Below are 25,553 nucleotides of genomic sequence, written 5' to 3'. Positions count from 1 at the left end.
CCTATGAACCTGCTTCTGCTGCGCCGCTCGGCCATGCAAACCCTGCGCGTTTCGGCCCTGGCCGGCCTGGCCCTGCTGCCATCTGGCGGCTGGGCATCGGCGTGGCAAGTCAGTGTCGATGAACAGAATGGCCTGCCCATGGTGACCCTCGGCGGCGGGCCGGTGATGAAAGCCAAGTTCGACTTCTGGGCGGCCAACTGGAGCTGGACCGGCTTCGACACCGCGGTCAAGGTCAATGGCCCCTACCACTACACGCTGCAGGGCAGCAACAAGGCGCTGGATTTCGACCTGGCGGCGGATATACGCAAGGAGCAGGCGCAAACCCTGAGCTGGGTTTTCGACCTTGCCGCGCACAGTCGCCAGGCCGGGGTGATGGGCGGTGGCATGGTGTTCCAGTTCGACCCGGGGCAAATTGCCGGGGGCATGGGGGCGCCGCAGTTGCTGCCCGGCAACCGTGGCTGGTCGTGGGGCAAGGCTGAGCAGGGTCGACGCATCGAGATGCGCTTCGACCCGCCGCTGGCCAAGGTGTATTTCGAGCGCGGCAACCCGTCCGAATTGCGTGCGTTTCTCTACGGCGACCCGATCAACGCCGGCCAGCAGCAGATCAAGGCGGTACTGAACGTCAGCGGTGACATCGAGCTGGGGCCTACGCCCAGCGAACGCTTCGGCCTGACCGACCCCAACCGTTGGCCGGATGACCATCTGGACTGGCGCACCTCGCCGGTCGACCTGTCGTTCCTCAACGCTGCGGAAAAGCCCGCGGGCAAGCGCGGCTTCGTCAGGGCTGTCGGCGAACAGCTGCTGTTCGAGGACAACACCCCGGCGCGCTTCTGGGGTACCAACCTGTCCGCCTATGCATTGTTCAAAAGCCCGGACGAAGAAATCCGCCACCAGGCCAAGCGCCTGTCGGCGCTGGGCTTCAACCTGGTACGCCTGCACCACCACGACTCGCCGTGGGTCAGCCCGAACGTGTTCGGCGACGCCACCGTGGTACGCGATACCCGCCAACTCGATGCCGAGTCGATGCGCAAGCTCGACCTGTGGATCAAGGCGCTAAAGGACGAAGGCATCTACGTCTGGCTGGACATGCACGTCCAGCGCGCGCTTACCGCCAACGACGACATTGACGACTTCCAGGAGATCGCCAAGGGCCAGGATCATGTCGACCTGAAGGGCTACGCCTATGTCAACCGCAGCATCCAGCAGGCCATGAAGCGCTTTGCCGAGCAGTACCTGGGCCATGTGAACCCGTACACCGGCCTGGCCTACAAGGATGACCCGGCGATTGCCGCGGTGCTGATCACCAACGAGGACGACCTCACCCAGCACTACGGCAACGCCTTGCTGCCAGACAAGGACGTGCCCCGCCACAGCGCACGCTACATGGACGCTGCCAAGGCGTTCGCCCGCCAGCATGGGCTGCCGAGCGACCTTACCTGGCATGCCTGGGAGCATGGCCCGTCGAAGCTGTTCCTCAACGACCTGGAACAACGTTTCAATGCCGACATGATTGCGCACCTGCGCAACCTCGGCGTGAAAGTACCGATCGCTACCACCAGCACCTGGGGCGGCAATGGCCTGAGTGCGCTGCCAGCGCTGAGCGCAGGCGATGTAATCGATGCCCACAGCTACGGCGCCAATGGCCAGCTGGAGAAGAACCCACTGACCAGCGACGGCATGATCGACTGGCTCGCTGCCGCCCAGGTGGTCGGCAAGCCGATGACCGTCAGCGAGTGGAACGCCGAGCCCTTCCCGCTGCCCGATCGTCATTCGTTGCCGCTGTATGTGGCCGCTACCGCCAGCCACCAGGGCTGGGACGCCATGCTGCAGTATGCCTACAGCCAGCAAGCCTTCAATCCAGGCTGGCGCACGGCGGACAACTGGCACGCCTACAACGACCCGGCGATGCTCGCTACCCTGCCCGCTGCCGCCCTGCTCTACCGCCGTGCGGACGTGCACCCGGCCACCACCCGTTACGTGTTCGCACCGACGCCTGCCACGCTGTACGGCCAGGAAATCACCCCGCGCAATTCCGTGCTGCTGCGCACGGCCATGGAAAAGGGCCAATTGCAGATCGCCCTGCCGCAAACGCCGGAACTGCCCTGGCTGAAACCTGCCGCCATCCCGGCCGATGCGCAGGTGCTGAACGACCCGGGGCAAGCCTTGCTGGCGGCCAACGCCAACGAGGCAGTTACCGACACGGGTGAACTCAAACGCAACTGGCAACAAGGCATCTACACCATCGACACCGCGCTGACCCAAGCCGCCAGCGGTTGGCTGGGTGGCCGCTCGATCAGCCTTGACGCCATCCAGGTGCAGGCACAGACACCCTATGCCAGCGTCGTGGTGCAAAGCCTGGACGGTCGCCCCTTGGGCCAGTCGCGCGAGCTGCTGGTGTCGCTGGGCACCCGGGCCATGCCCAAAGCCGATGCCAACACAGCGTTCAACGTCGAGCCGCTTGCCGGCACCTTGAACATCAAGGCGCCTGCTGGCCTGAAACTGTACGCCCGGGAGCCAGCGGCACAACTCAAGGCCTTGCCCGTGGCCTACCAGGATGGGCATTACCGCATCACCTTCGATGGCCAGTACATGTCCAATTGGCTGTTCTTGAAATAGGGCATATGGCCATCTACCCTCAAACAGACCTGTAGCTGAAGCGCCCGCCCGGTCTTGACCAGGGATGATTCACTGCGGCTGAACAACAGCAGAGTCCAGGAGGCTTGGATGAAGTTTCTGGTTGTCGGTGGCGCAGGCTACATTGGCTCGCACATGGTCAAGCATCTGCTCGGTACTGGCCATGAGGTGGTAGTGGCCGATCTGGTCTCACCCAGCCCTGGTGTGCAGTGGGCGAAACTGGACATCGCCGACGAGCCGGCCCTGGATGTGCTGTTCGCTGTTTGCCGCTTCGATGCGGTGTTCCACTTTGCCTCGTACATCCAGGTGGGCGAGTCGGTCAGCGTGCCCGGCAAGTACTACCAGAACAATGTCGCGGCGACCCTCAGCCTGCTGCAGGCCATGGTCAATGCCGGCATACGGCACCTGGTGTTTTCTTCCAGCGCTGCCGTCTACGGTAACCCGCAGTATGTGCCGATCGACGAAGCGCATGCCAAGGGGCCGATCAACCCCTATGGGCTGAGCAAGTGGATGGTCGAACAGATTCTCGAGGACTTCGACCGCGCCTACGGCCTGAAGTCGGTGTGCCTGCGCTATTTCAACGCCGCCGGCGCTGACCCGCAGGGCCAGTTGGGGGAATGCCATGACCCGGAAACCCACCTGATCCCGCTGATCCTGCAGGCCGCTTCGGGCCGGCGTGAAGCGATCACGGTGTTTGGCCGCGACTACGACACGCCGGATGGCACCTGCATCCGCGACTACGTGCATGTGGCCGACCTGGCGACGGCCCATGCGCTGGCGGTGGATTACCTGCTGGCAGGTGGCGAACGCACCGCGTTCAACCTGGGCAATGGGCTGGGCTTCTCGGTGCAGCAGGTTATCGATACCGCCGGTGGCGTGACCGGCCGACGGATTCGCAGCCTCGATGCCCCGCGCCGTGCGGGCGACCCGCCGCGGCTGGTGGCGGATGCTGGCAAGGCCATGCGTGTACTGGGCTGGCGCCCGCAGTTTGCCGAGCTGGAACAGATCGTGCGGCATGCGTGGCAGTGGGAGTTGCAGTATCCATGGCTGATGCGCCAGCGCTAGGGCACGCCGGGCACACCTGTGGCAGCGGGTATGCGCTATGCCTGCCTGGCAGCAAATGGTTCAGTAATAGGTTCGCGGTTGCTCGTCTGCCTTGTTCAACACCGTGCCGACCAGGTTCACCCTGGCCAGGTGGTGCAGGCAATCCTCGATTTCCTTCTTGTTGTTCATGCCGTTGGCCACCACCAGCAATACACAATCGAACTTGGGTATCACGGTGATCGCATCGTCAGAGCTGAGCAACGGTGGCAAATCGAAAATGCAGATGCGCGACTCATAGCGGTTGCGCAGGTCGCTGACCAGGTTGCTCACCTTGGGCGACGACAGCATTTCGGTGGACATCGGCACCGGCACCCGCGTGGGCAGTACCACGAAGCGTGGCAGCGTCGGGTTGACCAGGCAGTCCTGCAACTCGGCCTGGTCGCTCAGGAACTCGTTCAATGACTGCTCCATGGGCAGGCCCAGGCTGCTGCCGACCTTGGGCCGACGCAGGTCGAAGTCCACCAGCAATGCAGTCCTGGTGGTGTGGTGGGCGATACTCATGGCCAGGTTGATGGCCAGCACGGTCTTGCCCGCTTCAGGCGTTGGCGAGGTGATGGCCAGGGTGCGCCAGCCATTCTCGTCCATCGCCCTGAGCACTTGCGTGCGCAGCAGGTCGATCGGCCCGTTCATGCTGGAGTTCTTGTTGTACGCGACGATGCGGTGACGCTCCAGGTGCTCGGCGCGCAGCGGCACCACCTTGGTGTTGACGTAGTCGAACTCGCCAGGCATTTCCCTCAGCGCCGTGCCAGGGGCTGGAGACAATGCCTGCGGGGTACCCGGGGTCACCGGGTGAAGCGTGTGGCCAACAGCCGGCTTGGTCCCGTCCATCGCTGCTTTCCTTATGCAAACCGAGACATGACTTTGAACAACAGCACATCCAGTGGCAGGTAGAACACGTGCACCAGCACCATCAGGATAGCCACCAGTACCAGCGCCGCCAGCAACAGCCAGTTGCGCCAACGCTTGCGCCGGGCCACGTCGGCCTTGGTATCGATGTATGGCAGCGCCACCAGCACGCGTCTGCCCAGCAGGTTCTCCAGGGCGCCGACGCCGCGAATACGCTGGTTGAACATTTCCAGCAGCATCACCAGCGCACCACCCCCGGCCGGTGCCAGCACCAGGCCCAGGGCGGCGATCTTCTTGCGGTTGGGCTTGATCGGCTTCTCGGGCAGCAGCGGTGGTTCCAGCAGCACAAAGCGCTCGGCCTTGTTTTCCTGCTCGAGGCTCTCGGTGATCTTCGCGCCCATCTCCTTGGCACGGATTTCCTCGTACTTCTTGCGCGCGTTGTCATGGTCACGCATCAAGGTCACCAGGCCACGCTCGACCTGCGGCGCCTCGAGAATCTCGGCCTCGTAGCCTTCCATCTTCCTGGTCAGTTCGCGTTTTTGCTCGGCCAGCGACGCGATGCGCTCCTGTGCCGCGCTGATCTTGGCCCGCACGCGCGCGGCATCGAGGTTGCCGGTGGAAACCGCCGCTGTTGCGTTGCCGCTGGCCTGGAGTGCCTGGATCTTGCGCTTGACCGCCACCACGTCGGGGTGGGCTTCCTTGTAGCGGCTCAGCAGCCGGGCATACTCGGCCTTCAGGCTTGGCAGGTCCTGGGGCTCGTCGGCAGTCGTCGCCCGCGGGCCCTCGCCAACCTTGGTGGCCAGCCCGGCATTGGCCGCGGACAATTCCAGCTCCAGGTAACGCAGCTCTTCCTGGGCGGCCTTGTAGTCGCGGTCGACTTCGCGGAATTCCAGCTCCGAGCGCGACAGCATGTTCATGCGCAGGGTCTGGTGCTCGGGCAAGGCGTTGGCATGGGCCTGCTTGAAGTCTGCCAGCTGGTTCTCCAGGCTGGCCAGTTCGGCCCCCAGCTTGTTCGCTTCCTGGGTCAGGAACTCGGTGGTTTCGTTGGCGCGCTCGGTGCGCTGCTTGAGGTTCTCGTCGAGGAACAGCGTGACCAGGTCATCAGCGACTTGCTTGGCCACTTGCGCTTGCCTGTGCTCGAACGACACATTGAACGCCACGGTCGCTTCCCCCCGCCCGCGTACATAGGTGGTAAGCGGCTGGACCACGATGGCACTGCGCATCTGGTCGATCCTGTCGCTTTCGCTGAAACGCTCGTCGGCGAACAGGTTGTACTTGTCGATGATGCGTAGCAGGTTCTCGCGGGTCATCACTCGTTGGCGAATCACCTCGATGCGTTCGTCGGCAAAGCTGGTGTTGTTGGTCGACACCAGCTCGGGGGAAATCTGCTGCGACTCCACCAGGATGGTGCCGGCCGACTGATAGATCGGTGGCACCATCACCGCGACTGCGACGGTCGCCGCCAGAATGACTACGATACTCACCACCAATAACAGGGCACGGTCCTTGATAATGGCGATGTAATCTCTGAGGGACAGTTCGTAGTCAGACTTCATGGGGCCACCTGCCTGAAGTTCAGATGTCGGGGTACCTGTACGTCAACGTCAAACCCACGATCGTAGCGCTCGCATCGGCTTCGCGATCCTGCTGCCGTTGCTTGTACATCAGCGACAGGCGCAGGTCCCAGTACGGCGAAAACTCGCGGCTGGCCCACACGCTGTAGGTCTGCAGGGTGTTGGGTGTCTGCCCTTTGCTGTCCTGCCAGGCGGCGTCCGCCCCCACCCGGGTCAGCTCGCTGACCGCGTAACTCCATACACCGCGCACCTGGTCCAGCTGGGCGAAGCCGCCCTCGGCGCTGGCCACCGTGCTGCGCTCGGCAGTGAAGCTGGCAAGGGCACGCGCACCGGTGTACAGCAGCGCCACACCGCCCTCGCCACGCCCACCGCCTTCGTTACCGGAGACTTCAGTGGCACCGACGTGGACATCGGCGCTGAGGCGTTCGGACAACTGATACTTGACGCCAATCGCCGGGCTGTAACTGTTCGAAGCCGTTGCCGTCTGGTCCTGCTCGGGCTCGTAGCGGCGCACGTCAAAGCGGCTGTACACATCGGCCCGCTCGCTCCAGGCGTAGGTCCAGGTGAACACGTTGCCCAGTTCGTCGTAACCGGTCAGCGTGCTGATGTCATAACGCGCCCGGTTGTAGGTGGTCTCGTTGCTCAAGGTGCTACGTTCGGTGACTGCCTGGCTCCAGTTGCCGGTCAGGGTATAGAGCTTCTGCGTGCCATCGGTGGTGACCACACCGGTATCCAGCACTGTCCCCGACAGCGTCGAACTTTCGTTGTAGCGCGCCAGCAGGCCAAAGCGCCCACGTTCGGTCTGGCGTTGCCAGCCCAGGCTCACATCCGGGTCCTCACGGTTGTCCACCACGGCCGTGTCGGACGAACGCATGACATGCATGCCCAGCCCCAAGCGCAATTCATCACGGTCGAAAGTGCCGATCAGGGTGTAATCGGGCGCGATGATCGTGCGCGTTATGCCCTTTTCATCCGACGACAGCAGCAAAGGGTTGCTGTCGTATTCGACGGAGGTCGGTACTACCACCGTCGACTGCCAATTTGCCGCCAGGGCGGCGTCGGTAAATGGCAAGACCAAGATTGCCGTTGCAATGCGAGTTGTTCTAAGAAGAGGCATTAAGTGTTCTTATTAAAGGCAAGATCAAGGAACGACCAGCGTATCGCCAGCCTTAAGTTGGATGTTGGTGGACATGTCCCTGCCCGACACCAGGTCTTTATATCGCACAGGCAGGATTTTTTGGGAAGCGCCGGCACCCCGCACGACTTTGATTTCGCTTTCATCGGCAAACTTGTCCAGGCCGCCGGACATGCTCAGGGCCTGCAGCACTGCAGTAGGGCCGGCCATTTGTACCGGCCCGGGCTTGATCACTTTGCCCTGAACATAAACCAGGTTGCCGGCGATGCTCTTGACGACCACACTGACGTTCGGGTCGGGGAGGAATTTCTCGAGTTTGGCGGCCACTTGTTTTTCCACCGCCGTTACATCCAGCCCGGCAACTTCGATACGCCCGGCCAGGGGAAAGGTAATACTGCCATCGGGCAGTACCGTGGCTTCCTGACGCAGGCTGTCTTCCTGCCACACCGAAACCATCACCACATCGCCGGGGCTGAGCAGGTAGGTACTGTTCGGTTCGGCATTGCTGGCACCGGCCCCCAGCATCAACAGGCAGAACGCGGCAAACATTGAACGCACCATGAGGGTCCCTCCGGCCCAAAGGCCCGACGAAGAGCACTGAATGAGAACAGCCCACCAACGCTCGCTCCGCATTGCGGCATACGCCCGCCGCGACCGCCTCACCTGCCTGGAGGCCTTCACCTTGACGCTGTGCAGCCTGGGCTACGCTGCCAGCAACCGTGGACCTTCAAGGGCTACTGGCAATATAGCAACGGATGGCAAATTGACAAGGAAGGCGCGGCCGCAGCCGCTCAGATCTTCCTTCTATTGGCAACTGCCACAAAACCAACGACGGCAAAGGCAAACAGCCAACCTGCGGTTGACACGGGGATGACACTGTTCTGGTTGATATATAAATCCGCTGCGCGCGCCGCGCCACTTAACAGCGCCAGCAAAGACATCGATTTGATTATCAGAGCCGTGCGCATACGCCCCTCCTTTAAAGAGGAAAATCAATAAGTTATTGGCGTGGTAGTGCAGGAGTTGTTCGCTGTTGAATTGAGCTTATGAGCACAATGGCAATGCGTCAATGATTCGACACAATAATAAAATTCAATAGGCGCCCGAGCGATTCGTCAAAAAAACGACAGACAAATTGTGCATGCCCGTGCTCCGTCGGCGCTGATAGCGTTTCATCGCTGAGAAAGGCAACGGCCGGGGCACTACGGCTCCGTGGCTTCATTCATCGGCGTGGTGCACCACCACCAGCAACTGCGCTGGCAACGGCCCCACCGAGCGCAACCGATGCGGTGTCTGGGCGTTGAAATGCAGGGCATCGCCTTGCTCCAGCAGCACCCGTTCGTTCATGAAGTCCACTTCTACCTGGCCGGCGTGGACGAACAAGAACTCCTCGCCAAGGTGTTCCTTGAAGGTGGGGTCGCTGAACTCGAGCGGGGGCTGGATCAGGAATGGCAACAGGCTGCGTTGCCCGACCTGGCTGGTCAAGGCCGCGTACCCCGGCCCTGCCCCGTCACCCACCAGGGCTTGGCGCTGGGCATGGCGCACCAGGCTGTAACGGTGTTGGCCGGCCTGTTCTTCGGCGAACAGCTCTTCGACATTGACGTTCAGCGCCCGCGCCAGTTTCAGCGCGGCGGCGATCGACGGTGTGTTCAGGCCACGCTCGACCTTGGACAGGTAGCTTTTGGTCATGGCGGTCTTTTCGGCCAGCGTTTCCAGGGTCATCCCCAGTTTCTTGCGCAGCAGTTTCAATCGGATAGACATATAAACGCGGATTCCCAGGCGAAAGCAGCCGGGCAATGATACGTGGACTGCCAAGGAAATGCTGGGGCTACTGCGCAGGCCATCGCCGGCAAGCCGGCTCCCACAGTGGCTGCGCATGGCTTGAGATCGATGCGGCCAAAGTGGGAGCCGGTTTGGCGCGCCGGGGCGCGAAGCGCCCCCGGCTTCAGGGCATTACCGGCGGCACATACTGCAGTGTGGTACCCAGTGCCCACAGCAGCACCAGCACCAGCGGCACATGCACCAGCAACTGCACGAACGAGAAGCCGATCAGGTCGCGCGCCTTCAGTCCCAGCACGCCCAGCAGTGGCAGCATGTAGAACGGATTGATCAGGTTCGGCAGGGCTTCGGCGGCGTTGTAGATCTGTACCGCCCAGCCCAGGTGGTACTGCAGGTCGTTGGCCACCAGCATCACGTAAGGGGCCTCGATGATCCACTTGCCGCCCCCCGAGGGGATGAAGAAGCCCAGTACTGCCGAATACACCCCCATCAGTACGGCGTAGGTGTCATGGGTTGCGATCTGGGTGAAGAACAAGGAAATATGATGGGCCAGGGTCTGTTCATCGACCCCCTTCACCTGGGTGAGGATGGCCGCGATCGAACCATACAAGGGGAACTGGATCAGCACCCCGGTGGTGGTCGGGACCGCACGGGCTACTGCATCCAGGAAGCTGCGTGGGCGCCAGTGCAGCAAGGCACCGAGCATGAGGAACAGCAGGTTGTAGGTGTTCAGCCCGGAAATGGCGGTAATTGCCGGCTTGGTGGCGAACTCCTGGTACAGCCAGCCGGCAGCCAGCGCGACCAGCAGCAGGATCAGGATCGGGCTGTGCTCCAGCCACTCGCCCGGGCGGGTGCGCTGGGGTGCCGGTGGCGCGCTGAAACTGGGGTCGACCCCACAGTCCTGGGCACTGCGCGCGCTGTTCGGGCCAGGCGCGGTGGCGTAGGCGATCACCAGCGAGACCACTACCAGCGCGGCCAGCATCACCCCGGACTGCCAGAGGAAGATGGTTTCGGTGAACGGGATCACCCCGGTTATCGACAGGATTGACGGTGGCAGGCTGGCCGGGTTGGCCTGCAGCTGCGCCGCCGACGACGACAGCCCCAGCGCCCAGACGGCGCCCAGGCCCAGGTAGGCAGCGGCACCGGCGGCGCGGTAGTCCATCTGCAGCTCGGTACGCCGCGCCAGCGCGCGCACCAGCAGGCCGCCGAACACCAGCGACAGGCCCCAGTTGAGCAACGACGCCAGCATCGAGATGAGTGCCACCCAGCACACCGCCGAGCGGCCATTGCCGGGAATGCGCGCCAGACGATCGATCAGCCGCGCGGCGGGCGGCGAACTGGCCACCACGTAGCCGCCGATGACCACGAAGGCCATTTGCATGGTGAACGGGATCAGGCTCCAGAAGCCATCGCCAAACGCCTTGGCAGTGTCGGTCGGCTTGGCGCCCATGGCCAGGGCGCCGATGCCCACCAGCATCACCGCCAGGGCAGCGAATACCCAGGAGTCAGGGAACCAGCGTTCGGCCCAGTTGGAGCAGCGCAAGGCAAAGCGGGCGGAGCGGCTGTCTTGAATTTCAGCGGCCACGGTTCAATTCCTTTTATTGGTTTTATTGGATACAACAGCAACGCAAAAAACCCGTAGGAACGGCCTTGTGTCGCGAAAGGGCGTTCCTACGGGGGCAGTTTGCGGCGAATGATTAGAAGGTCATTTCCTTCACATCATCCGGCACGATCAGCTTGCCGGCGGTCTTCTCGATGATTTCTTCAACGCTCACCCCGGGCGCGGTCTCACGCAGGATGAAGGCGCCATCTGCGATTTCCAGGTAGGCCAGGTCGGTCAGCACCTTGCGAATGCAGCCGGCACCGGTCAGCGGCAAGCTGCACTGCGGCAGCAGCTTGGACTCGCCATCCTTGGAGGCGTGGGTCATGGTGACGATGATGTTCTCGGCACCGGCCACCAGGTCCATGGCGCCGCCCATGCCCTTCACCAGCTTGCCGGGGATCATCCACGAGGCAATGTTGCCGTGCACGTCCACCTCGAACGCGCCCAGCACGGTCAGGTCGACGTGGCCGCCACGGATCATGGCGAAGGATTGCGCCGAGTCGAAGATCGAGGCGCCACGACGGGCGGTGACGGTCTGTTTGCCGGCGTTGATCATGTCGGCATCCAGGGTGCTCTCGGTGGGGAACTCGCCCATGCCGAGCAGGCCGTTTTCCGATTGCAGCATCACATCCATGTCGGCGGGTACATAGTTGGCCACCAGGGTCGGAATGCCGATACCGAGGTTGACGTAATAGCCGTCTTTCAATTCACGGGCGACGCGTTGCGCCATCTGTTCGCGGGTCAGTGCCATGGTCAGGGTCTCTTTGTTGTTCTGATGGATGGCGCTCAGGCCTTGACGGTGCGCTTTTCGATACGCTTCTCGAAAGTGCCGACGATGACGCGGTCGACGTAGATGCCCGGGGTATGGATTTCACTGGGCAGCAGTACGCCGGGCTCGACGATTTCTTCCACTTCGACCACGGTGATCTTGCCGGCGGTGGCCGCCAGCGGGTTGAAGTTTTGTGCCGTGTTGCGGTACACCACGTTACCGTAGTGGTCGGCCTTCCAGCCCTTGACGATGGCGAAATCACCGGTGATGGATTCTTCGAGGATGTACTTGCGGCCGTTGAACTCGCGCACTTCCTTGCCTTCGGCTACCGGGGTACCGTAGCCGGTGGCCGTGTAGAAGGCCGGGATGCCGGCACCGCCAGCGCGCATCTTCTCGGCGAGGGTGCCCTGCGGGGTCAGTTCCACTTCCAGCTCGCCGCTGAGCAACTGGCGCTCGAATTCGGCGTTTTCGCCCACGTACGAGGCGACCATCTTGCGGATCTGCCGGTCTTCCAGCAGCACGCCAAGGCCGAAGCCATCGACACCGCAGTTGTTGGAGACCACGGTCAGGCCCTTGACGCCACGCCGCTTGATTTCGTTGATGAGGTTTTCCGGAATGCCGCACAGGCCAAAACCGCCTGCCAGTACCGTCATGTTGTCGGTCAGGCCTTCGAGGGCCTGTTCATAGGTTGCAACGCGCTTGTCCAGTCCGGCCATGCTGATCCGCCTTTTGTAGTTGTTTAACCGACGAGGCTGTCGGTGAGCGTGTGGAGGACATCTTCACCGCAAGCGACTGATTTGTTAATTTTGTTTTCGTCATCGATTGATAATTTTTACAAAACAACCAGCAGGCCCGTCATGAATGTCAAGCAACTGCGCGCCTTTGTCGCCGTGGCCAAGTACCAGAGCTTCGCCCAGGCCGGTGAGCACCTGCATGTCTCGCAACCGGCCCTGAGCCTGACCATCAAGGCCCTGGAGGAGAACCTGGGGGGCGCCCTGCTCAGCCGTACCACCCGCAGCGTCAGCCTGACCGCCGAAGGTGAGGTGCTGCTGCCGTTGGCTCGGCGCCTGCTGGCCGACTGGGACGACACCGAAGAGCTGCTGCGCCAGCGCTTCACCCTGCAACTGGGCCGGGTTTCGGTAGCGGCCATGCCGTCCTTCGCCGGCAACCTGTTGCCACATGCGCTCAAGGTGTTTCGCCAGCGCTACCCGAAGGTCAACGTCACCGTGCACGATGTGATCAACGAGCAGGTACTGGAACTGGTGCGCCATCGGCGCGTCGAACTGGGCATCGGCTTCGAACCGGAAAACATCGATGGCCTGGACTTCCACCCCCTGTACATGGACCGTTTCGTTGCTGTGGTGCCGGCCGATTCACCGCTGGCCCGATTGCCCCAGGTCAGCTGGGCGCAACTGCTGGGCGAAGACTTCGTGGCCTTGCAGCGCCCTTCGGCGGTGCGCCTGCTGATGGAGCAGAACGTTGCCGCACGGCACGGCAAACTGGCGGTGGCGTTCGAGAGCCACCAGCTTTCCACCATCGGCCGCATGGTCGCCAGTGGCCTGGGGGTCAGTGCCGTGCCGGCGTTGTGTATCAACCAGATGCAGGAGCTTGGCGCCCGCTGCGTGGCCCTGGTCGAGCCCACGGTCGAGCGCCGCATCGGCGTGATTGCCCTTAGCGAACACAAGCTTTCCACGGCGGCGCAGGCGCTGCTCGAGGTGCTGCTTTCCAATACCCGCATTCCGGAGGTGACATGCGTTACGTGACACTGGCAGGTTCGAGCGTTCCGGCCATCGGCCAAGGCACCTGGTACATGGGTGAAGATCCAGGCCGCCGGGCAGCCGAGGTGGCGGCCCTGCAACAAGGCATCGAGCTTGGCCTGAGCCTGATCGATACCGCCGAGATGTATGCCGAAGGTGGTGCGGAAGAAGTGGTTGGCCAGGCCATTGCCGGGCGCCGCGACCAGGTGTTCCTGGTCAGCAAGGTGTACCCACACAATGCCAGCCGGCGCGGTATGGCGGCTGCCTGCGAGCGCAGCCTTACGCGCCTGGGCACCGATTGCATCGACCTGTATTTGCTGCACTGGCGAGGCCAGCACCCGCTGGAAGAAACCGTCGAAGCCTTCGAGCGCTTGCGCGAGCAAGGCAAGATCAGGCGTTGGGGCGTTTCCAATTTCGACGTCGACGACTTGCGCGAATTGCACAACCCCGATTGCGCGACCAACCAGGTGTTGTACAACCCGGCGCAGCGGGGCATCGAGTTCGACTTGTTGCCGTGGTGCGAACAGCGCGCCCTGCCGACCATGGCTTATTGCCCGCTGGCCCAGGCTGGGCGCCTGTTGCAGCACCCGGTGCTGGCGCAAATCGGTGAACGGCACGGCGCCACAGCAGCCCAGGTCAGCCTGGCCTGGGTGACCCGTAACGACGGGGTGATCGCCATCCCCAAGGCCGTGGCGCCCGAGCATGTGCGGCTGAATGCGGCGGCGGGTTCGCTGACCTTGACCAGCGAGGACCTGCGGGCAATCGACCGCGCGTTCCCGCCGCCGACGCGCAAGCAGCGCCTGGCGATGGTCTGACGGGCAACACCAGGCTTACTTGTAGGAGCGGCCTTGTGTCGCGAAAGGGCCGCAGAGCGGCCCCGGCAATCTTGCGGTGATGCACAGCCTTGGGGGCGCTTCGCACCCCTTTCGCGACACAAGGCCGCTCCTACAAGGGACCTCGCAGGCATGGCGTACTGGGGCCTGGGCCTAATGGAAATCGCGGCTGCGCACATCCAGCCCCTGCAGCAACTGGCTGACATCTTCCAGCCGTCGCGCAATCAAGTGACGCACGCCGTCGGCCTGCTCCAGCCGCCCGCCGACCTTGAGCAACTGCGCCCCCACCAGTGCCCGTCGCTGCCGCTCGGCCAGGTCGCGCCACACCACGACATTGAGCATGCCGTGCTCATCCTCCAGGGTGACGAAGGTCACGCCACTGGCCGTCTGTGGCCGCTGGCGGCCCACCACCAGCCCGGCCACGGCAATGTTGTCGCCATGCTCGACACCTTGCAGTTCGGCCGAACTGCGACAGCCCAGCGCCCTCAGCCGTGAACGCAACAAGGCCAGCGGATGCGGCCCAAGCGTGGTGCCCAGGGTCTGGTAATCGGCCATCAGGTTCTCCGCCACACTGGGGACAGGCAGTTCAACGGTGTCTTCCGGCACAGCTTCCACGTCGGCGAACAACGGCAGCTGCGGCTGCACCGCCGCCACCTGCCAGCGCGCCTGATGGCGATCACGAGCCAAGGCGCGCAGCGCGCCAGCATCGGCCAGCTGGGCGCGGGCACGCGCGTCGAGCCCTGCGCGCAGGCACACGTCCTCGACATCACGCCATGCCCGCTGCGCCCTCGCCTGCATCAGGCGCCTGGCATCGGCCTCGGCAAAACCACGCACCAGACGCAACCCCATGCGGATGGCCAGGGCCGCGCCCGCGTCAGGCTCAAGCGTGCAGTCCCAGTCACTGTGGCAGACATCCACTGGCCTGACCTCGATGCCCTGGCGTCGAGCCTCTTGCAGCAACTGGTCGGGGCTGTAAAAACCCATGGGCCAGCTGTTGACCAGCGCACAGGTAAAGATCGCCGGTTCATGGCACTTGAGCCAACTGCTGGCATAACACAGCAAGGCAAAGCTGGCCGCGTGCGATTCCGGGAAGCCATAACTGCCAAAGCCCTTGATCTGCTCGAAGATGCGCTCGGCAAATGCCAGCTCGTAACCATTGCGCAACATACCCTGTACCAGCCGCTGGCGGTGCGGCTCCAGGCCGCCGTGGCGCTTCCAGGCAGCCATGCTGCGGCGCAACTGGTCAGCCTCGCCGGGGCTGTAGTCGGCTGCGACCATGGCCAACTCCATCACCTGCTCCTGGAACAACGGCACCCCCAGGGTGCGCTCGAACACGGCCTTGAGCTGCGGCGAGGGGTAGGTCACTGGCTCCTGCTTCAGGCGCCGGCGCAGGTAAGGATGGACCATGTCCCCCTGGATCGGCCCAGGGCGGACAATGGCCACCTCGATGACCAGGTCATAGAAGGTTACCGGGCGCAGCCGAGGCAGCATGGCCATTTGCGCGCGCGACTCGATCTGGAACACGCCCATGGTCTCGGCACGGCTGATCATCGCGTAGGTGGCCGGGTCTTCAGCGGGGATGGTCGCCAGGGTCAAGTGCCGGCCGCGGTGGCGGTACAGCAGGTCGAAGCAACGGCGCAGGGCACTGAGCATGCCCAGCGCCAGCACGTCGACCTTGAGCAGGCCGACCATGTCCAGGTCGTCCTTGTCCCACTGGATTACCGTGCGTTCCGGCATCGCGGCATTTTCCACCGGCACCAGTTCGTCCAGCGGTTGCTGCGAAATGACGAAGCCGCCCGGGTGCTGCGACAGGTGCCGGGGGAAACCGATCAACTCACCGGCCAGCACCAGCACCCGCCGCAGCGAAGGGCTGCCCGGCTCGAAACCGGCCTCGGCCAGGCGCTGGTCATCGGGTATGCGATCGCTCCAGCGGCCACAGCATTTGGCCAGTGCATCCACCTGGTCGGCGGGCAACCCCAGCACCCGCGCCACATCCCGCACCGCACCGGCGGCATGATAGGTGTTGACCACCGCGGTAAGCGCCGCTCGGTGCCGACCGTAGCGGCGAAACACATACTGGATCACTTCTTCGCGGCGATCGTGCTCGAAGTCCACATCGATATCCGGCGGCTCGTTGCGCTCGCGCGAGAGAAAGCGCTCGAACAGCAGGCGGTGTTCCATGGGGTCGAGTTCGGTGATGCCGAGGACGAAACACACCACCGAGTTGGCAGCCGACCCGCGGCCCTGGCAAAGAATCCCCTGCCTGCGGGCGAAGGCGACGATGTCGTGCACGGTCAGGAAATAGCTCTCGTAGCCCAGCTCCTCGATCAGCGCCAATTCCTTGGCCAGCACTTCCCGCACCTTGCCACTCGCCCCGCCCGGCCAGCGCGACGGCAACCCCTGCTCGCACAGCGCCCGCAGCCAGCTCGCCGGGGTATGCCCCTCGGGCACCAGTTCGCGTGGGTACTGGTATTTCAACTCGCTCAGCTCGAAGCGGCAGCGCGCAGCGATGGCCAAGGTCTCGGCCAGCAGGTCGGCTGGATAGAGTTCGCCCAGTTGCGCCTGGCTGCGCAGGTGACGTTCGCCGTTGGCAAACAGAAAGTACCCGGCTTCCGCCACCTGGCAATGCTGGCGGATGGCGGCCATGCAATCCTGCAGGGCGCGGCGGCCGCGTATGTGCATGTGCACGTCGCCGCAGGCCACGGCACGAATACCGACCCTGGCTGCCAGGCTGCGCAGGCGCTCGAGACGCACGGCATCGTCACTGCCCCGGTGCAGGTGCACCGCCAGCCACAGGCGCTCAGCGAACACGCTGTACAGCCACTGCCCCGCAGCGCTATCGCCGCTGTCATCGGCCACCCACAGGGCCAGCAGGCCCTGGTGGTGCTGCTGCAGGTCATCGCGAAACAGCTGGTACTCGCCCTTCTGTGCGCGCCGCCGGGCCCGGGTGATCAGCGCGCAGAGGTTCTGGTAGCCCGCCAGGTCCTGCACCAGCAGCACCAGCTTGGGGCCGTCCTGCAGCTGGACTTCACTGCCCACGATCAACTGCAGCTGGTGTTCCTTTGCCGCCTGCCAAGCCCGGACGATGCCGGCCAGGGTGCACTCGTCGGTGATCGCCAGGGCCTGGTAGCCCTGCTCGCGGGCACGCCGGAACAGCTCGTCGGCACTCGACGCGCCGCGCTGGAAGCTGAAGTTGGACAGGCAATGCAGCTCGGCATAACCCGGGGCGTTCATGCAAACCAGCCTTGCAGCCACAACGGGCCGGCCTGGCTCAGGTCGCGGTAGGCCCAGCCGCGCAGACCGTCGCGGGTTTCGATACGGTAGTAGTCACGGCGCACGTCGCTGCCATCCCACCAACCCGACTCGATGCGCTCGGCATGGCCTTGCACGCGGTAGCCGGTTTCGTCCAGCCTCATCGGCGCCGGCAGCAACCAGCCCGGGCGGCTGCCAGGGGCCACCGGCAGGTTGCCCTGCCCGCCCTGCGCTACCGGCTGCCAAGCGTATTCGGGGCGGTGGTCGGCGGCTACGCTCAGGCTCTTGACCGCCTCGTCGCCCAGGCGCGCGCGCAGCCGTTCACGCAGTTGCTCCCAGGGCTGCGCCTGTTGCGCCCGCGGGTCGAACAATGCCTGGTGCTGTGGGACGAAAGGTGGCAGGTCCTCGGCTACCAGCCGCAGGTTACGCACCGGGGCGGGAATGCGTAGCGACTCCAGGCGCCCGCGGGCCAGCTCGAACAGCCTCGCGGCATCGCGTTCGGCGGCTAGCAGGCCCACTTTGAGCAAGGTATCCGGCCCGTCGGCGTGCTCCAGGTACAGGCAGAACCGCTGCACGCCGCAATCACGCCCGGCGAGGAATGCGGCAAGGTCGTTGAGCATGCGCCGCAACGGGAACAGCAGGGCCTGGTGTGATTCGACATCGAAGTTCAGCTCCAGGCGGGTTTCGAAACGGTCCGGGGGTTGGTAGAAGGCCAGCCCCAGGTTGCGCAGGCCAAGCAACTGGTCAAGGTGCAGCTGCACCTGGGCCGCAAAGCGTCTGGCCAAGGTGTCGCGAGGCAAGGCCAGGACCTGGCCCAACTGTCGCAGGCCCATGCGCGCAAAGGCCTCGGCAGCCTGCGCAGGCAGGCCGATACGCTCGATGGGCATGCCCAGCAGCGCCACTCGGGTGGCCTCGGCATCACCTGCGGCCAGGCCGTCGTGGCGGTTGGCGAGGATGCGCGCCGCCACCGGATTGCTGGCCAGGACGATACGCTGGCGCAGCCCCAGCTCCGCCAGTTCCTGGCGCAGGCGTGCCTCGAACACCGGCCAGGGACCGAACAGTTGCAGGCTGGAGCCCACCTCCAGCAACAACGCGCGTGGGTAGTGCAGGCTGACCTGGGCACTGAAGCGGTAGGCCCAGGCCGCCAGCAACTGTTGCACCTGGTCGATGCGCCTGGGGTCGGCTTCGACACAGCTGAACCCCTCGGCCAGGGCACGCGCGGCGGTCAGGGTTTGCCCGGCCCGCAGGCCGAGTGAGGCCGCTGCCGAGTTGACCGCCTGCAGCACCCGCCGTTGGCTCGGCCCACCAAGTAGCACCAAGGGGGTATCGGGGTCGTCACGCTCACGCAGGACCGTGTCCAGCGCCAGCTGCGGAAACAGGATGCAGGCCCAGAGCATGGTGCATCAGCCCAGCCGTGGGCAGGCGATAGGCAGCGCCGGTGGCATGCCGCCACGGCTTTTCAGCACACGCCATTGTGCCGGGCGGGTATCGACGGCAATGCGCAGCGCGGCGGGTGAAGGGTTGTGCGCCGCCTGTTGCGGCCGACAGGCAAAGGCCAGCGCCTGGCCGGTTTCGGCGGCCACCTGCAGGCGCCGCAGGGCGCGGTCGTCGGCACGTTCCGGCCAGCACAGTACCGCCGCGCAACTGCCGGAGCGCAGGCACTGTTCGGCGGCCCACAAGGCATCGGCGGGTTCGGCATCCACCTGCACCAGCCAGCGCAGGTCCACCCCGGCAGCCTGCCAGGCCGGGGCGTACGGGATGAAGGGCGGCGCCACCAGCACCACCCGGCCAGCGTCAGCACTCAAGCGGGCCAGCGTTGGCCACAGCAAGTGCAATTCGCCACAGCCAGGGCTGGCCAGCAACAGCTCACTGAGGGCCGCTGCCGGCCAACCACCTTCCGGCAGGCGTTCGTCGAGCGCGGCATGGCCGGTGGGCTGCAGCCCGAGTGGCCGCGCCTGGGCCTGCCGGCCGCGCCATACCCGGCGCTGGTCGAGCAGCCTGTCGAGATCGACCACCGCGCCCATCAGTCACGCCTCAGCAAGCCGCAGAATACGCCTTCGATGAAGAACTCCTGTTCAGGCCGCACATCGATGGGCGCATAGGCCGGGTTGCGCGGCAACAGCCGATAACCGCTGCCCTGGCGCTGCAGGCGCTTGATGGTCACTTCGCCATCCAGGCGCGCGACCACGATCTGCCCGTCGCGGGCGTCGGCCTGCTGCAGGATGCCGACCAGGTCGCCGTCGAAGATGCCGTCGTCGATCATCGAGTCGCCACGCACTTTCAGCAGGTAGTCGGGGGTGCGGCGAAACAGGCTGGGGTCGAGCAGCAGCTGCTCGTGGATGTCGAGGTCCGGGCCGATGGGGGCACCTGCCGCCACCTGGCCGAGCACCGGTACTTCGAGGATTTCCGGCCGGCGCAGCGGTTCGGCCAGGCGAATGCCGCGCGCCTGGTTCGGCGTGACGTCGATGTAGCCGGCCTGGCACAGGGCGGTGATGTGCTTGCGGGCGACGCTGCGCGAGGCAAAACCGAAGCGCGTGGCGATATCGGCCAGGCTCGGTGGCTGGCCGTGGTCGGCGATGCGCTCGCGGATGAAGTCGAAGATCGCGCGGCGTTTGGGGGTCAGAGTATCCATGGAGCACATTTGTACTCTTTTCGGAGCACGCTGAACAGCCCCCTTCGTCGTCAGCTTTCGCTATCATGCCCAGGCGCGTGGTTTTTTATCTGGATACCCAATGCTGACTGCCCTGCTGTTCGACCTCGACGGAACCCTCACCGACACCGACACCCTGCACCTGCAGGCGTTTCGCCAGCTGCTGCACGAGCATGACGGCCGCGAACTGAGCCAGGCACAGTTCGAGGCCCAGGTCAGCGGCCGCGCCAATGGCGAGCTGTTCGCCGAGCTGTTTGTCGGCGCCAGTGCCGAGCAATGCCGGGCACTGGCCGAGCGCAAGGAGGCGCTGTTCCGCGCCCTGTCGCCCAGCCTGGAGCCGATGCCCGGCCTGCTGCGCCTGCTGGAACATGCCCGCGCTCATGCCCTGGGCCTGTGCGTGGTGACCAACGCACCGCGGCTCAATGCCGAACACATGCTGGGCGCCATGGGCCTGGGCCGGCATTTCGAGCACGTGCTGGTGGCCGAGGAACTGGCGCGGCCCAAGCCGGACCCGCTGCCCTACCTGACCGGGCTGCAGCGGCTGGGTGCCGAGGCCGGGCAGGCACTGGCCTTCGAGGACTCGCTGCCAGGGGTGGCGGCGGCGAGCGGCGCGGGGATCTTCACCGTGGGCGTGGCCACGACCCAGACGCCGGAACGGTTGCTGGCGGCGGGGGCTGGGTTGGTGGTCGATGATTTCAATGATCCGCGATTGTGGGCGTTGATCGAGCGCAGGGTTTGAGATGTGTGGTGTGTTCGAGATCGAGCGCCGCCCGCGCGGCGCTCGATCTCAACGCCACCATAAACCCGATGCCGCCCCCCATGCACATCGACAAAGAACAGACCCTCAGGAGAACTTCCGCGTCTGCGTTCTACATCCACCAGGCCAGCACCACTGGCAGCCAGGCAAACGACAGTACCGTCGAGCACATCACCAGGTTCGCCACCTGCTCCGGCTCGCGGTTGGCGCGTACTGCCATCAGGTAGTTGAACACCGCCACCGGCATCGCCGATTGCACCACCAGCACCGCGCGCGCCAGGTCGTCCAGGCCCAGCGCCACGCCCACCGCCCAGCCCACCGCAGCCCCCAGGCCAATGCGCAAGCCACCCAGCAGCAAGCCGCTGCCCACCTGGCGCAGGCGGATGCTGGCCAGCGACACACCCAGGGTGAGCAACATCAGGGGGATGGTCATGCCGCCCAGCAGGTTGACGGTATTGGCCAGCCAACGGGGCAGTTCAAAGTCGAGAAAGATGATCGGCATGGCCCCGGCCAGGCTGATCACGATGGGGTTGCGCAGCAATGCCTTGAACGAAGCAGCCGTACCTGAAATCGCCATGCCGAGGGTGAACTGCACGATCGACAATGTCAGGAAGAACGCCACGGCCAGGGCCAGGCCATGTTCGCCGAAGGCATACAGGCTGATTGGCAGGCCCATGTTGCCAGTGTTGGGGAACATGAACGCCGGCAACAGCACCCGCCAGTGTCGGCCCGTAACGCGGCACACCAGCCAGCCGGCCAGGGCCATGCCCAGGGTGCACAGCAGGCAGGCCATGGCCATGCTGGCGAAGGCGCTCGGCTGCAGTTCGGTACGGCTCAGGGTAGACAGTACCAAGGACGGCGTGCCAATGCTCATCACCACCCGGGCGATGAATTCGGTGGGGTAGTCCAGGCCCTTGCGGGCCCAGCCATAGCCGATGCCGGCAACCACGAAAACCGGGGCCAGGACTGCGAACAACGAGGCGAACATGGGGCCTGCCTTGCTTGGGGATGGGGGCAGCATTATGCCGCAGGCTGCGGCGTCTCGTCGCATGCTCGGCCCCCTTGGGCAAAACCTGCGAAGCCCTTAGAATCGCGCGTCCTTTTCGCCTGCCGCCCTGGCGGGCCGATCCCACTCGAGGTACCTATGTCTCCGCGTTTGCTGGCCATGGCGCTGGCGCCCCTGCTCGGGCTGTTCATCATCGCCCTGGGCAACGGCTTCATGTCTTCCCTGACCACCCTGCGCCTGGGCGCTGCCGGCGAATCGGCCACCACCATCGGTATCGTCTCGTCGACCTATTTCATCGGCCTGACCCTGGGCGCCATCTTCAACGACCGGCTGATCCTGCGCATCGGCCATATCCGCGCCTACACCAGCTTCGCCGCGCTGATCGCGGTGACCATCCTGCTGCAAGGCCTGTTCTACGAGGTCACCTGGTGGTCGCTGCTACGCCTGATCAACGGCTGGGCAGCGGTGGGCGTGTTCCTGGTGATCGAAAGCTGGCTGTTGCTGGCCGGTGACGCCAAGATCCGTGGCCGCCTCCTGGCGCTATACATGATCGCCTTCTACGGGGCGGGGGTGATCGCCCAGGCGGGCCTGGGCGAAATCACCCACCTGGGTGACACCGCGCCGTTCATGCTGGCTGGCGTGCTGGCCGCGCTGTCGGTGCTGCCGATCGTGATCCTGCCACGGGTATCGCCGCTGCTGGACCAGGTCGAACCGCTCAAGCCGCGGCAATTGCTGGGCGTGGCACCATCGGGCCTGGTCGGCTGCTTTGGTTCGGGTGTGGCCATTGCCGGCATCTACACCCTGCTGCCGCTGTACCTGCAACGCATCGGCCTGGATGTAGGCGAGGTCGGCAACATGATGGCCTGGGTGATCCTCGGCGCCATGCTGCTGCAATACCCGGTCGGGCGTTGGTCCGACCGCAAGGACCGCCAGGATGTACTGATCGCCTTGGCTGCGCTGTGCATGCTGCTGTCGCTGGTGACGGTGTTCCTGCCGTCGGACTCGGCCCTGCTGCCGGCCATGTTGTTCCTGCTGGGCGGCGGCGTATTCACCCTGTACCCGGTGGCGGTCAGCCATGCAGCCGACCGGGCGCCGTCCGATGCACTGGTGCCGATGATTCAGGGCCTGCTGCTGATCAACTCGCTGGGCTCGGCCATGGCACCGGTGGCGATCTCGCCGGTGATGACCGAATTTGGCGAGGCCGGGTTGTTCTGGGCCTTTGCCGTGGTCAACCTGGCCATGGTGTGCTTCTTCATGTGGCGCCGTGGCAAGCGCCCGGCGGCCGAGCACCCGGCGCCGTTCACCGCTTCGACCACCTTCTCGCCGACCGGTGCCGAGCTGCGGGTGACTGAAGACCTGATGCATGCAGCACAGGAGCACCCGCCGCTGACGCCCGCCGAGCCCGTAGCGGCTAACCACAGCGAAACCCACTGAGCCTGGGGGGCTGCTGCGCAGCCCCGTTACCACTCGTCGCGCGGAAGGCACCGCGCCTCGCTCCCCCAGCCCAACGAATGACAGATCATCCACCCAGGAGTTTTGCCATGATCCGCATTCGCCCTCTCTCGCTGTCCCTCGCCCTGGCCTTGGCCGCCCTGGCCGGTACCAGCTTCGCTGCCACCGAAAGCACCCACACCGACACCCATCCGCAAACCGACCAGAGCGGTGGCAAGACCGCCGGTGAAGGCAGCAGCGTCAACAGCCCTGGCAGCAGCACCGACAACGACAGCAGCGACACTGGCAGTAACAGCGATGCAGCCGACGGCGCCGCGGGCGGCTCCAACAGCACCGGCGAAGCCACTGGCTCGGGCGCGGGCCATACCGGTGGCAATGCCGAAGACCAGGACAGCCATTGAGGTGGACCGGGGCTTTGCGCCATGCCGTAGAAAACAAATGATCACCGCGATGGCATTTATCCATTGAATGGCCCAGCCGAACTGAAGTAAGCTCGGGCTCATTCATTGGAGAGCAGCATGCCGAAACACAACCGCAACCACGCCAACCACACCGGTCGCACCCTGCGCCCTGTGCTGGCTGTTGCCGGCTGCGTGGCACCTGCCAGCTATTACTTCGGGTATTGGTTTAGCCACTAGGCGCCGATACCCATGCGGCGCCCACCTTCGAGGGGCCGCCGAACATGAGCATACTCAAACCCCCGGTCGGCCTCCCGACCGGGGGTTTTGCTTTTCCGGCCTTTTGCACAACACCGATTCACATTGAGGACCGATTCATGAACTACGCCACTTATTACTCCGCCAACACCTACGCCTGGCGATTTAGCCAATCCCGTTCGGGCCAGCCTGCCGCCTCCGTTCGGTCTTGCACAGGTGGCAATGCAACAGCCAATAGCAATTCAACGATCTGTCGAACACCTCGATAGGGCCGACAGCGCGGGCCACAACCCGCCGTCCGCCCAGGGAAAAACGCCATGCAAGCTTCCAGCCTCGCCCTGCCCCTGACCCAGCCGCAAGCGGCCAATACCAGCGTCAGCCAGCGCCTGCCCAGCCCGCACCTGCTCAAGCAGCAAATGCCGCTGTCCAGCGCACTGGCCCAGCAAGTCCATGCCCACCGCCAGGCCATCCGCGATATCCTCGACGGCCACGACCAGCGCCTGCTGGTGATCGTCGGCCCATGCTCGATCCACGACCCACGCTCGGCCCTGGAATACGCCGATCGCCTTGCCGCCCTCAGCCGCGAAGTCGACGACCAGCTGCTGCTGGTGATGCGCGCCTACGTCGAAAAACCCCGTACCACGGTCGGCTGGAAAGGCCTGGCCTACGACCCGCACCTCGACGGTAGCGACGACATGCATGCCGGCATCGCCCTGTCCCGCGGGTTGATGCTGAACATGCTCGAACGCGGCCTGCCGATTGCCACCGAGTTGCTGCAACCGATGGCCGCCGGCTACTTCGATGACCTGCTGGCCTGGGCCGCGATTGGCGCGCGTACCACCGAATCGCAGATCCACCGCGAACTGGTCAGTGGCCTGGAGCTGCCGGTAGGCTTCAAGAACGGTACCGACGGCGGCATCGCCATCGCCAGCGACGCGATGCGCAGCGCCGCCCATCCGCACCGCCACTTCGGCATGGATGCGCAGGGCTACCCGGCCATCATCGAAACCCTGGGCAACCCGGATACCCACCTGGTGCTGCGTGGCGGCCACACCGGCCCGAACCACGATGCCGAGAGCATCGCCATGGCCCGCCAGGCATTGGCCAAGGCCGGGTTGCAGGCGCGCATCATGGTCGACTGCAGCCACGCCAACAGCGGCAAGGACCCCGCGCGCCAACCTGCCGTGTTCGACAACGTGCTGGCCCAGCGCCTGACCGGCGACCGCTCGATCGTCGGGGTCATGCTCGAGGGCCACCTGTTCGATGGCTGCCAGGCGCTGGGCAAGGGCCCACTGGCATACGGCGTGTCGATCACCGACGGCTGCCTGGGCTGGGCGTCGACCGAGACCCTGTTGCGCCAGGCGGCGGAAAAACTCCGGTAGGCCGCTTGCAAGCCTGGCGAGACATACCCCGGACAAGTGCGCTAGGCTTGCCTTTTTTACCCCCAAGGAGCAGTACCCATGGCCCGTGCAACCGCCCGCCACATCCTGGTCAGCAGCGAAGAGAAATGCAACGAACTGAAAGCGCAGATCGAAGCCGGTGCCGACTTCGCTGAAATCGCCAAGGCCAACTCCACCTGCCCGTCCAGCCGCCAGGGCGGTGACCTGGGCTCGTTCGGCCCGGGCCAGATGGTCAAGGAGTTCGACACCGTGGTCTTCAGCGCCCCGGTCAACACCGTGCAAGGCCCGGTGAAGACCCAGTTCGGCTACCACCTGCTGGAAGTGACCAGCCGCCAGGACTAAGCCC

At 64.7% G+C, this 25,553-nt stretch carries 23 protein-coding genes; 9 read left to right on the top strand and 14 right to left on the bottom strand.

All coding sequences use genetic code 11. The annotated features are described in order from the left end of the window. Positions 1-3: 3 nt before the first annotated feature. Together HU763_RS12115 and galE are read left to right on the top strand one after the other, a co-directional pair. Positions 4-2,616, top strand: coding sequence for a cellulase family glycosylhydrolase (locus HU763_RS12115; protein WP_420831044.1), 2,613 nt, complete (start codon positions 4-6; stop codon positions 2,614-2,616). Between the two features lie 108 nt (positions 2,617-2,724). Beyond that, complete coding sequence (galE, locus tag HU763_RS12110; protein ID WP_186690331.1) at positions 2,725-3,699, top strand: UDP-glucose 4-epimerase GalE; 975 nt, start codon at positions 2,725-2,727, stop codon at positions 3,697-3,699. 60 nt (positions 3,700-3,759) lie between these two features. Here galE and HU763_RS12105 read toward each other — a convergent pair whose 3' ends face one another. The 9 genes from HU763_RS12105 to HU763_RS12065 form a co-directional block, all read right to left on the bottom strand. Further along, positions 3,760-4,566, bottom strand: a complete 807-nt coding sequence (locus tag HU763_RS12105; RefSeq protein WP_186690333.1) for a CpsD/CapB family tyrosine-protein kinase — start codon at positions 4,564-4,566, stop codon at positions 3,760-3,762. A gap of 11 nt (positions 4,567-4,577) precedes the next feature. Next, the gene (locus HU763_RS12100) at positions 4,578-6,140 is read right to left on the bottom strand and encodes a GumC family protein (RefSeq protein ID WP_186690335.1); all 1,563 of its coding nucleotides are present in this window, start codon (positions 6,138-6,140) and stop codon (positions 4,578-4,580) included. Positions 6,141-6,159: 19 nt separating this feature from the next. Beyond that, entirely contained in the window at positions 6,160-7,275 is a 1,116-nt protein-coding gene (locus HU763_RS12095) for a hypothetical protein (RefSeq protein ID WP_186690337.1), read from the bottom strand. Between the two features lie 24 nt (positions 7,276-7,299). After that, complete coding sequence (locus HU763_RS12090; protein WP_186690339.1) at positions 7,300-7,854, bottom strand: polysaccharide biosynthesis/export family protein; 555 nt, start codon at positions 7,852-7,854, stop codon at positions 7,300-7,302. A gap of 230 nt (positions 7,855-8,084) precedes the next feature. Further along, on the bottom strand, positions 8,085-8,261 hold the full coding sequence (gene eppA, locus HU763_RS12085; RefSeq protein ID WP_186690340.1) for an EPS-associated small membrane protein EppA: 177 nt from the start codon (positions 8,259-8,261) through the stop codon (positions 8,085-8,087). A gap of 250 nt (positions 8,262-8,511) precedes the next feature. After that, positions 8,512-9,054, bottom strand: coding sequence for a helix-turn-helix domain-containing protein (locus HU763_RS12080; RefSeq protein ID WP_186690342.1), 543 nt, complete (start codon positions 9,052-9,054; stop codon positions 8,512-8,514). Between the two features lie 184 nt (positions 9,055-9,238). Continuing rightward, the gene (locus HU763_RS12075; RefSeq protein ID WP_186690344.1) at positions 9,239-10,657 is read right to left on the bottom strand and encodes a short-chain fatty acid transporter; all 1,419 of its coding nucleotides are present in this window, start codon (positions 10,655-10,657) and stop codon (positions 9,239-9,241) included. Positions 10,658-10,769: 112 nt separating this feature from the next. Then, positions 10,770-11,426, bottom strand: coding sequence for a CoA transferase subunit B (locus tag HU763_RS12070; protein WP_186690346.1), 657 nt, complete (start codon positions 11,424-11,426; stop codon positions 10,770-10,772). Between the two features lie 35 nt (positions 11,427-11,461). Beyond that, positions 11,462-12,160, bottom strand: coding sequence for a CoA transferase subunit A (locus tag HU763_RS12065; protein ID WP_170030045.1), 699 nt, complete (start codon positions 12,158-12,160; stop codon positions 11,462-11,464). A 141-nt stretch (positions 12,161-12,301) separates the two neighbouring features. Here HU763_RS12065 and HU763_RS12060 point away from each other — a divergent pair, with 141 nt between their 5' ends. Both HU763_RS12060 and HU763_RS12055 read left to right on the top strand, forming a co-directional pair. Beyond that, entirely contained in the window at positions 12,302-13,207 is a 906-nt protein-coding gene (locus HU763_RS12060; protein ID WP_186690348.1) for a LysR family transcriptional regulator, read from the top strand. Further along, a complete protein-coding gene (locus tag HU763_RS12055) occupies positions 13,195-14,016 on the top strand; it encodes an aldo/keto reductase (protein WP_186690350.1) in 822 nt (273 codons plus the stop codon). The genes HU763_RS12060 and HU763_RS12055 overlap by 13 nt, the downstream gene beginning before the upstream one ends. 171 nt (positions 14,017-14,187) lie before the next feature. On the opposite strand, the gene HU763_RS12050 is transcribed toward HU763_RS12055, so the two are convergent. The 4 genes from HU763_RS12050 to lexA are packed head-to-tail and all read right to left on the bottom strand — an operon-like array spanning position 14,188 to position 19,918. After that, positions 14,188-17,268 (bottom strand): error-prone DNA polymerase, encoded by a 3,081-nt coding sequence (locus tag HU763_RS12050; RefSeq protein WP_186690352.1) that lies wholly within the window; start codon positions 17,266-17,268, stop codon positions 14,188-14,190. Beyond that, positions 17,265-18,683, bottom strand: coding sequence for a Y-family DNA polymerase (locus HU763_RS12045; RefSeq protein ID WP_186690354.1), 1,419 nt, complete (start codon positions 18,681-18,683; stop codon positions 17,265-17,267). The genes HU763_RS12050 and HU763_RS12045 overlap by 4 nt, the downstream gene beginning before the upstream one ends. Before the next feature lie 6 nt (positions 18,684-18,689). Beyond that, positions 18,690-19,310, bottom strand: a complete 621-nt coding sequence (gene imuA, locus HU763_RS12040) for a translesion DNA synthesis-associated protein ImuA (RefSeq protein ID WP_186690356.1) — start codon at positions 19,308-19,310, stop codon at positions 18,690-18,692. Beyond that, on the bottom strand, positions 19,310-19,918 hold the full coding sequence (lexA, locus tag HU763_RS12035; protein ID WP_200625972.1) for a transcriptional repressor LexA: 609 nt from the start codon (positions 19,916-19,918) through the stop codon (positions 19,310-19,312). Before lexA ends, imuA begins: the two co-directional genes overlap by 1 nt. Positions 19,919-20,018: 100 nt before the next feature. On the opposite strand from lexA, the gene HU763_RS12030 reads away from it, so the two are divergent. Next, complete coding sequence (locus HU763_RS12030; RefSeq protein ID WP_186690358.1) at positions 20,019-20,675, top strand: HAD family hydrolase; 657 nt, start codon at positions 20,019-20,021, stop codon at positions 20,673-20,675. A gap of 130 nt (positions 20,676-20,805) precedes the next feature. Here the strand turns inward: HU763_RS12030 and HU763_RS12025 are convergent, their stop codons facing one another. Next, positions 20,806-21,681 carry an AEC family transporter gene (locus HU763_RS12025; RefSeq protein ID WP_186690360.1) on the bottom strand — a complete coding sequence of 292 codons (876 nt, stop codon included), beginning with the start codon at positions 21,679-21,681 and terminating at the stop codon, positions 20,806-20,808. 156 nt (positions 21,682-21,837) lie between these two features. Here HU763_RS12025 and HU763_RS12020 point away from each other — a divergent pair, with 156 nt between their 5' ends. From HU763_RS12020 to HU763_RS12005, 4 genes are all read left to right on the top strand, one after another. Further along, positions 21,838-23,133 (top strand): MFS transporter, encoded by a 1,296-nt coding sequence (locus HU763_RS12020; RefSeq protein WP_186690362.1) that lies wholly within the window; start codon positions 21,838-21,840, stop codon positions 23,131-23,133. Between the two features lie 107 nt (positions 23,134-23,240). Then, complete coding sequence (locus tag HU763_RS12015) at positions 23,241-23,552, top strand: hypothetical protein (protein ID WP_186690364.1); 312 nt, start codon at positions 23,241-23,243, stop codon at positions 23,550-23,552. A 572-nt stretch (positions 23,553-24,124) separates the two neighbouring features. Next, positions 24,125-25,189 (top strand): 3-deoxy-7-phosphoheptulonate synthase, encoded by a 1,065-nt coding sequence (locus tag HU763_RS12010; RefSeq protein ID WP_186690366.1) that lies wholly within the window; start codon positions 24,125-24,127, stop codon positions 25,187-25,189. Between the two features lie 78 nt (positions 25,190-25,267). Beyond that, positions 25,268-25,549 (top strand): peptidylprolyl isomerase, encoded by a 282-nt coding sequence (locus tag HU763_RS12005; RefSeq protein ID WP_003258780.1) that lies wholly within the window; start codon positions 25,268-25,270, stop codon positions 25,547-25,549. The last annotated feature ends 4 nt before the right edge of the window (positions 25,550-25,553 follow it).

Source organism: Pseudomonas anuradhapurensis, assembly GCF_014269225.2.
Classification (GTDB): Bacteria; Pseudomonadota; Gammaproteobacteria; order Pseudomonadales; family Pseudomonadaceae; genus Aquipseudomonas; species Aquipseudomonas anuradhapurensis.
Note: the sequence above shows the minus strand (reverse complement) of the source record. Positions and strands in the feature narration are given on the sequence as shown.

Bases quoted from the DNA above. Each gene is read 5' to 3' on its own strand.
- HU763_RS12115 (WP_420831044.1), top strand. From the start codon at position 4: ATGAACCTGCTTCTGCTGCGCCGCTCGGCCATGCAAACCCTGCGCGTT.
- galE (WP_186690331.1), top strand. From the start codon at position 2,725: ATGAAGTTTCTGGTTGTCGGTGGCGCAGGCTACATTGGCTCGCACATG.
- HU763_RS12105 (WP_186690333.1), bottom strand. From the start codon at position 4,566: ATGGACGGGACCAAGCCGGCTGTTGGCCACACGCTTCACCCGGTGACC.
- HU763_RS12100 (WP_186690335.1), bottom strand. From the start codon at position 6,140: ATGAAGTCTGACTACGAACTGTCCCTCAGAGATTACATCGCCATTATC.
- HU763_RS12095 (WP_186690337.1), bottom strand. From the start codon at position 7,275: ATGCCTCTTCTTAGAACAACTCGCATTGCAACGGCAATCTTGGTCTTG.
- HU763_RS12090 (WP_186690339.1), bottom strand. From the start codon at position 7,854: ATGGTGCGTTCAATGTTTGCCGCGTTCTGCCTGTTGATGCTGGGGGCC.
- eppA (WP_186690340.1), bottom strand. From the start codon at position 8,261: ATGCGCACGGCTCTGATAATCAAATCGATGTCTTTGCTGGCGCTGTTA.
- HU763_RS12080 (WP_186690342.1), bottom strand. From the start codon at position 9,054: ATGTCTATCCGATTGAAACTGCTGCGCAAGAAACTGGGGATGACCCTG.
- HU763_RS12070 (WP_186690346.1), bottom strand. From the start codon at position 11,426: ATGGCACTGACCCGCGAACAGATGGCGCAACGCGTCGCCCGTGAATTG.
- HU763_RS12065 (WP_170030045.1), bottom strand. From the start codon at position 12,160: ATGGCCGGACTGGACAAGCGCGTTGCAACCTATGAACAGGCCCTCGAA.
- HU763_RS12060 (WP_186690348.1), top strand. From the start codon at position 12,302: ATGAATGTCAAGCAACTGCGCGCCTTTGTCGCCGTGGCCAAGTACCAG.
- HU763_RS12055 (WP_186690350.1), top strand. From the start codon at position 13,195: ATGCGTTACGTGACACTGGCAGGTTCGAGCGTTCCGGCCATCGGCCAA.
- HU763_RS12050 (WP_186690352.1), bottom strand. From the start codon at position 17,268: ATGAACGCCCCGGGTTATGCCGAGCTGCATTGCCTGTCCAACTTCAGC.
- HU763_RS12045 (WP_186690354.1), bottom strand. From the start codon at position 18,683: ATGCTCTGGGCCTGCATCCTGTTTCCGCAGCTGGCGCTGGACACGGTC.
- imuA (WP_186690356.1), bottom strand. From the start codon at position 19,310: ATGGGCGCGGTGGTCGATCTCGACAGGCTGCTCGACCAGCGCCGGGTA.
- lexA (WP_200625972.1), bottom strand. From the start codon at position 19,918: ATGGATACTCTGACCCCCAAACGCCGCGCGATCTTCGACTTCATCCGC.
- HU763_RS12030 (WP_186690358.1), top strand. From the start codon at position 20,019: ATGCTGACTGCCCTGCTGTTCGACCTCGACGGAACCCTCACCGACACC.
- HU763_RS12025 (WP_186690360.1), bottom strand. From the start codon at position 21,681: ATGTTCGCCTCGTTGTTCGCAGTCCTGGCCCCGGTTTTCGTGGTTGCC.
- HU763_RS12020 (WP_186690362.1), top strand. From the start codon at position 21,838: ATGTCTCCGCGTTTGCTGGCCATGGCGCTGGCGCCCCTGCTCGGGCTG.
- HU763_RS12015 (WP_186690364.1), top strand. From the start codon at position 23,241: ATGATCCGCATTCGCCCTCTCTCGCTGTCCCTCGCCCTGGCCTTGGCC.
- HU763_RS12010 (WP_186690366.1), top strand. From the start codon at position 24,125: ATGCAAGCTTCCAGCCTCGCCCTGCCCCTGACCCAGCCGCAAGCGGCC.
- HU763_RS12005 (WP_003258780.1), top strand. From the start codon at position 25,268: ATGGCCCGTGCAACCGCCCGCCACATCCTGGTCAGCAGCGAAGAGAAA.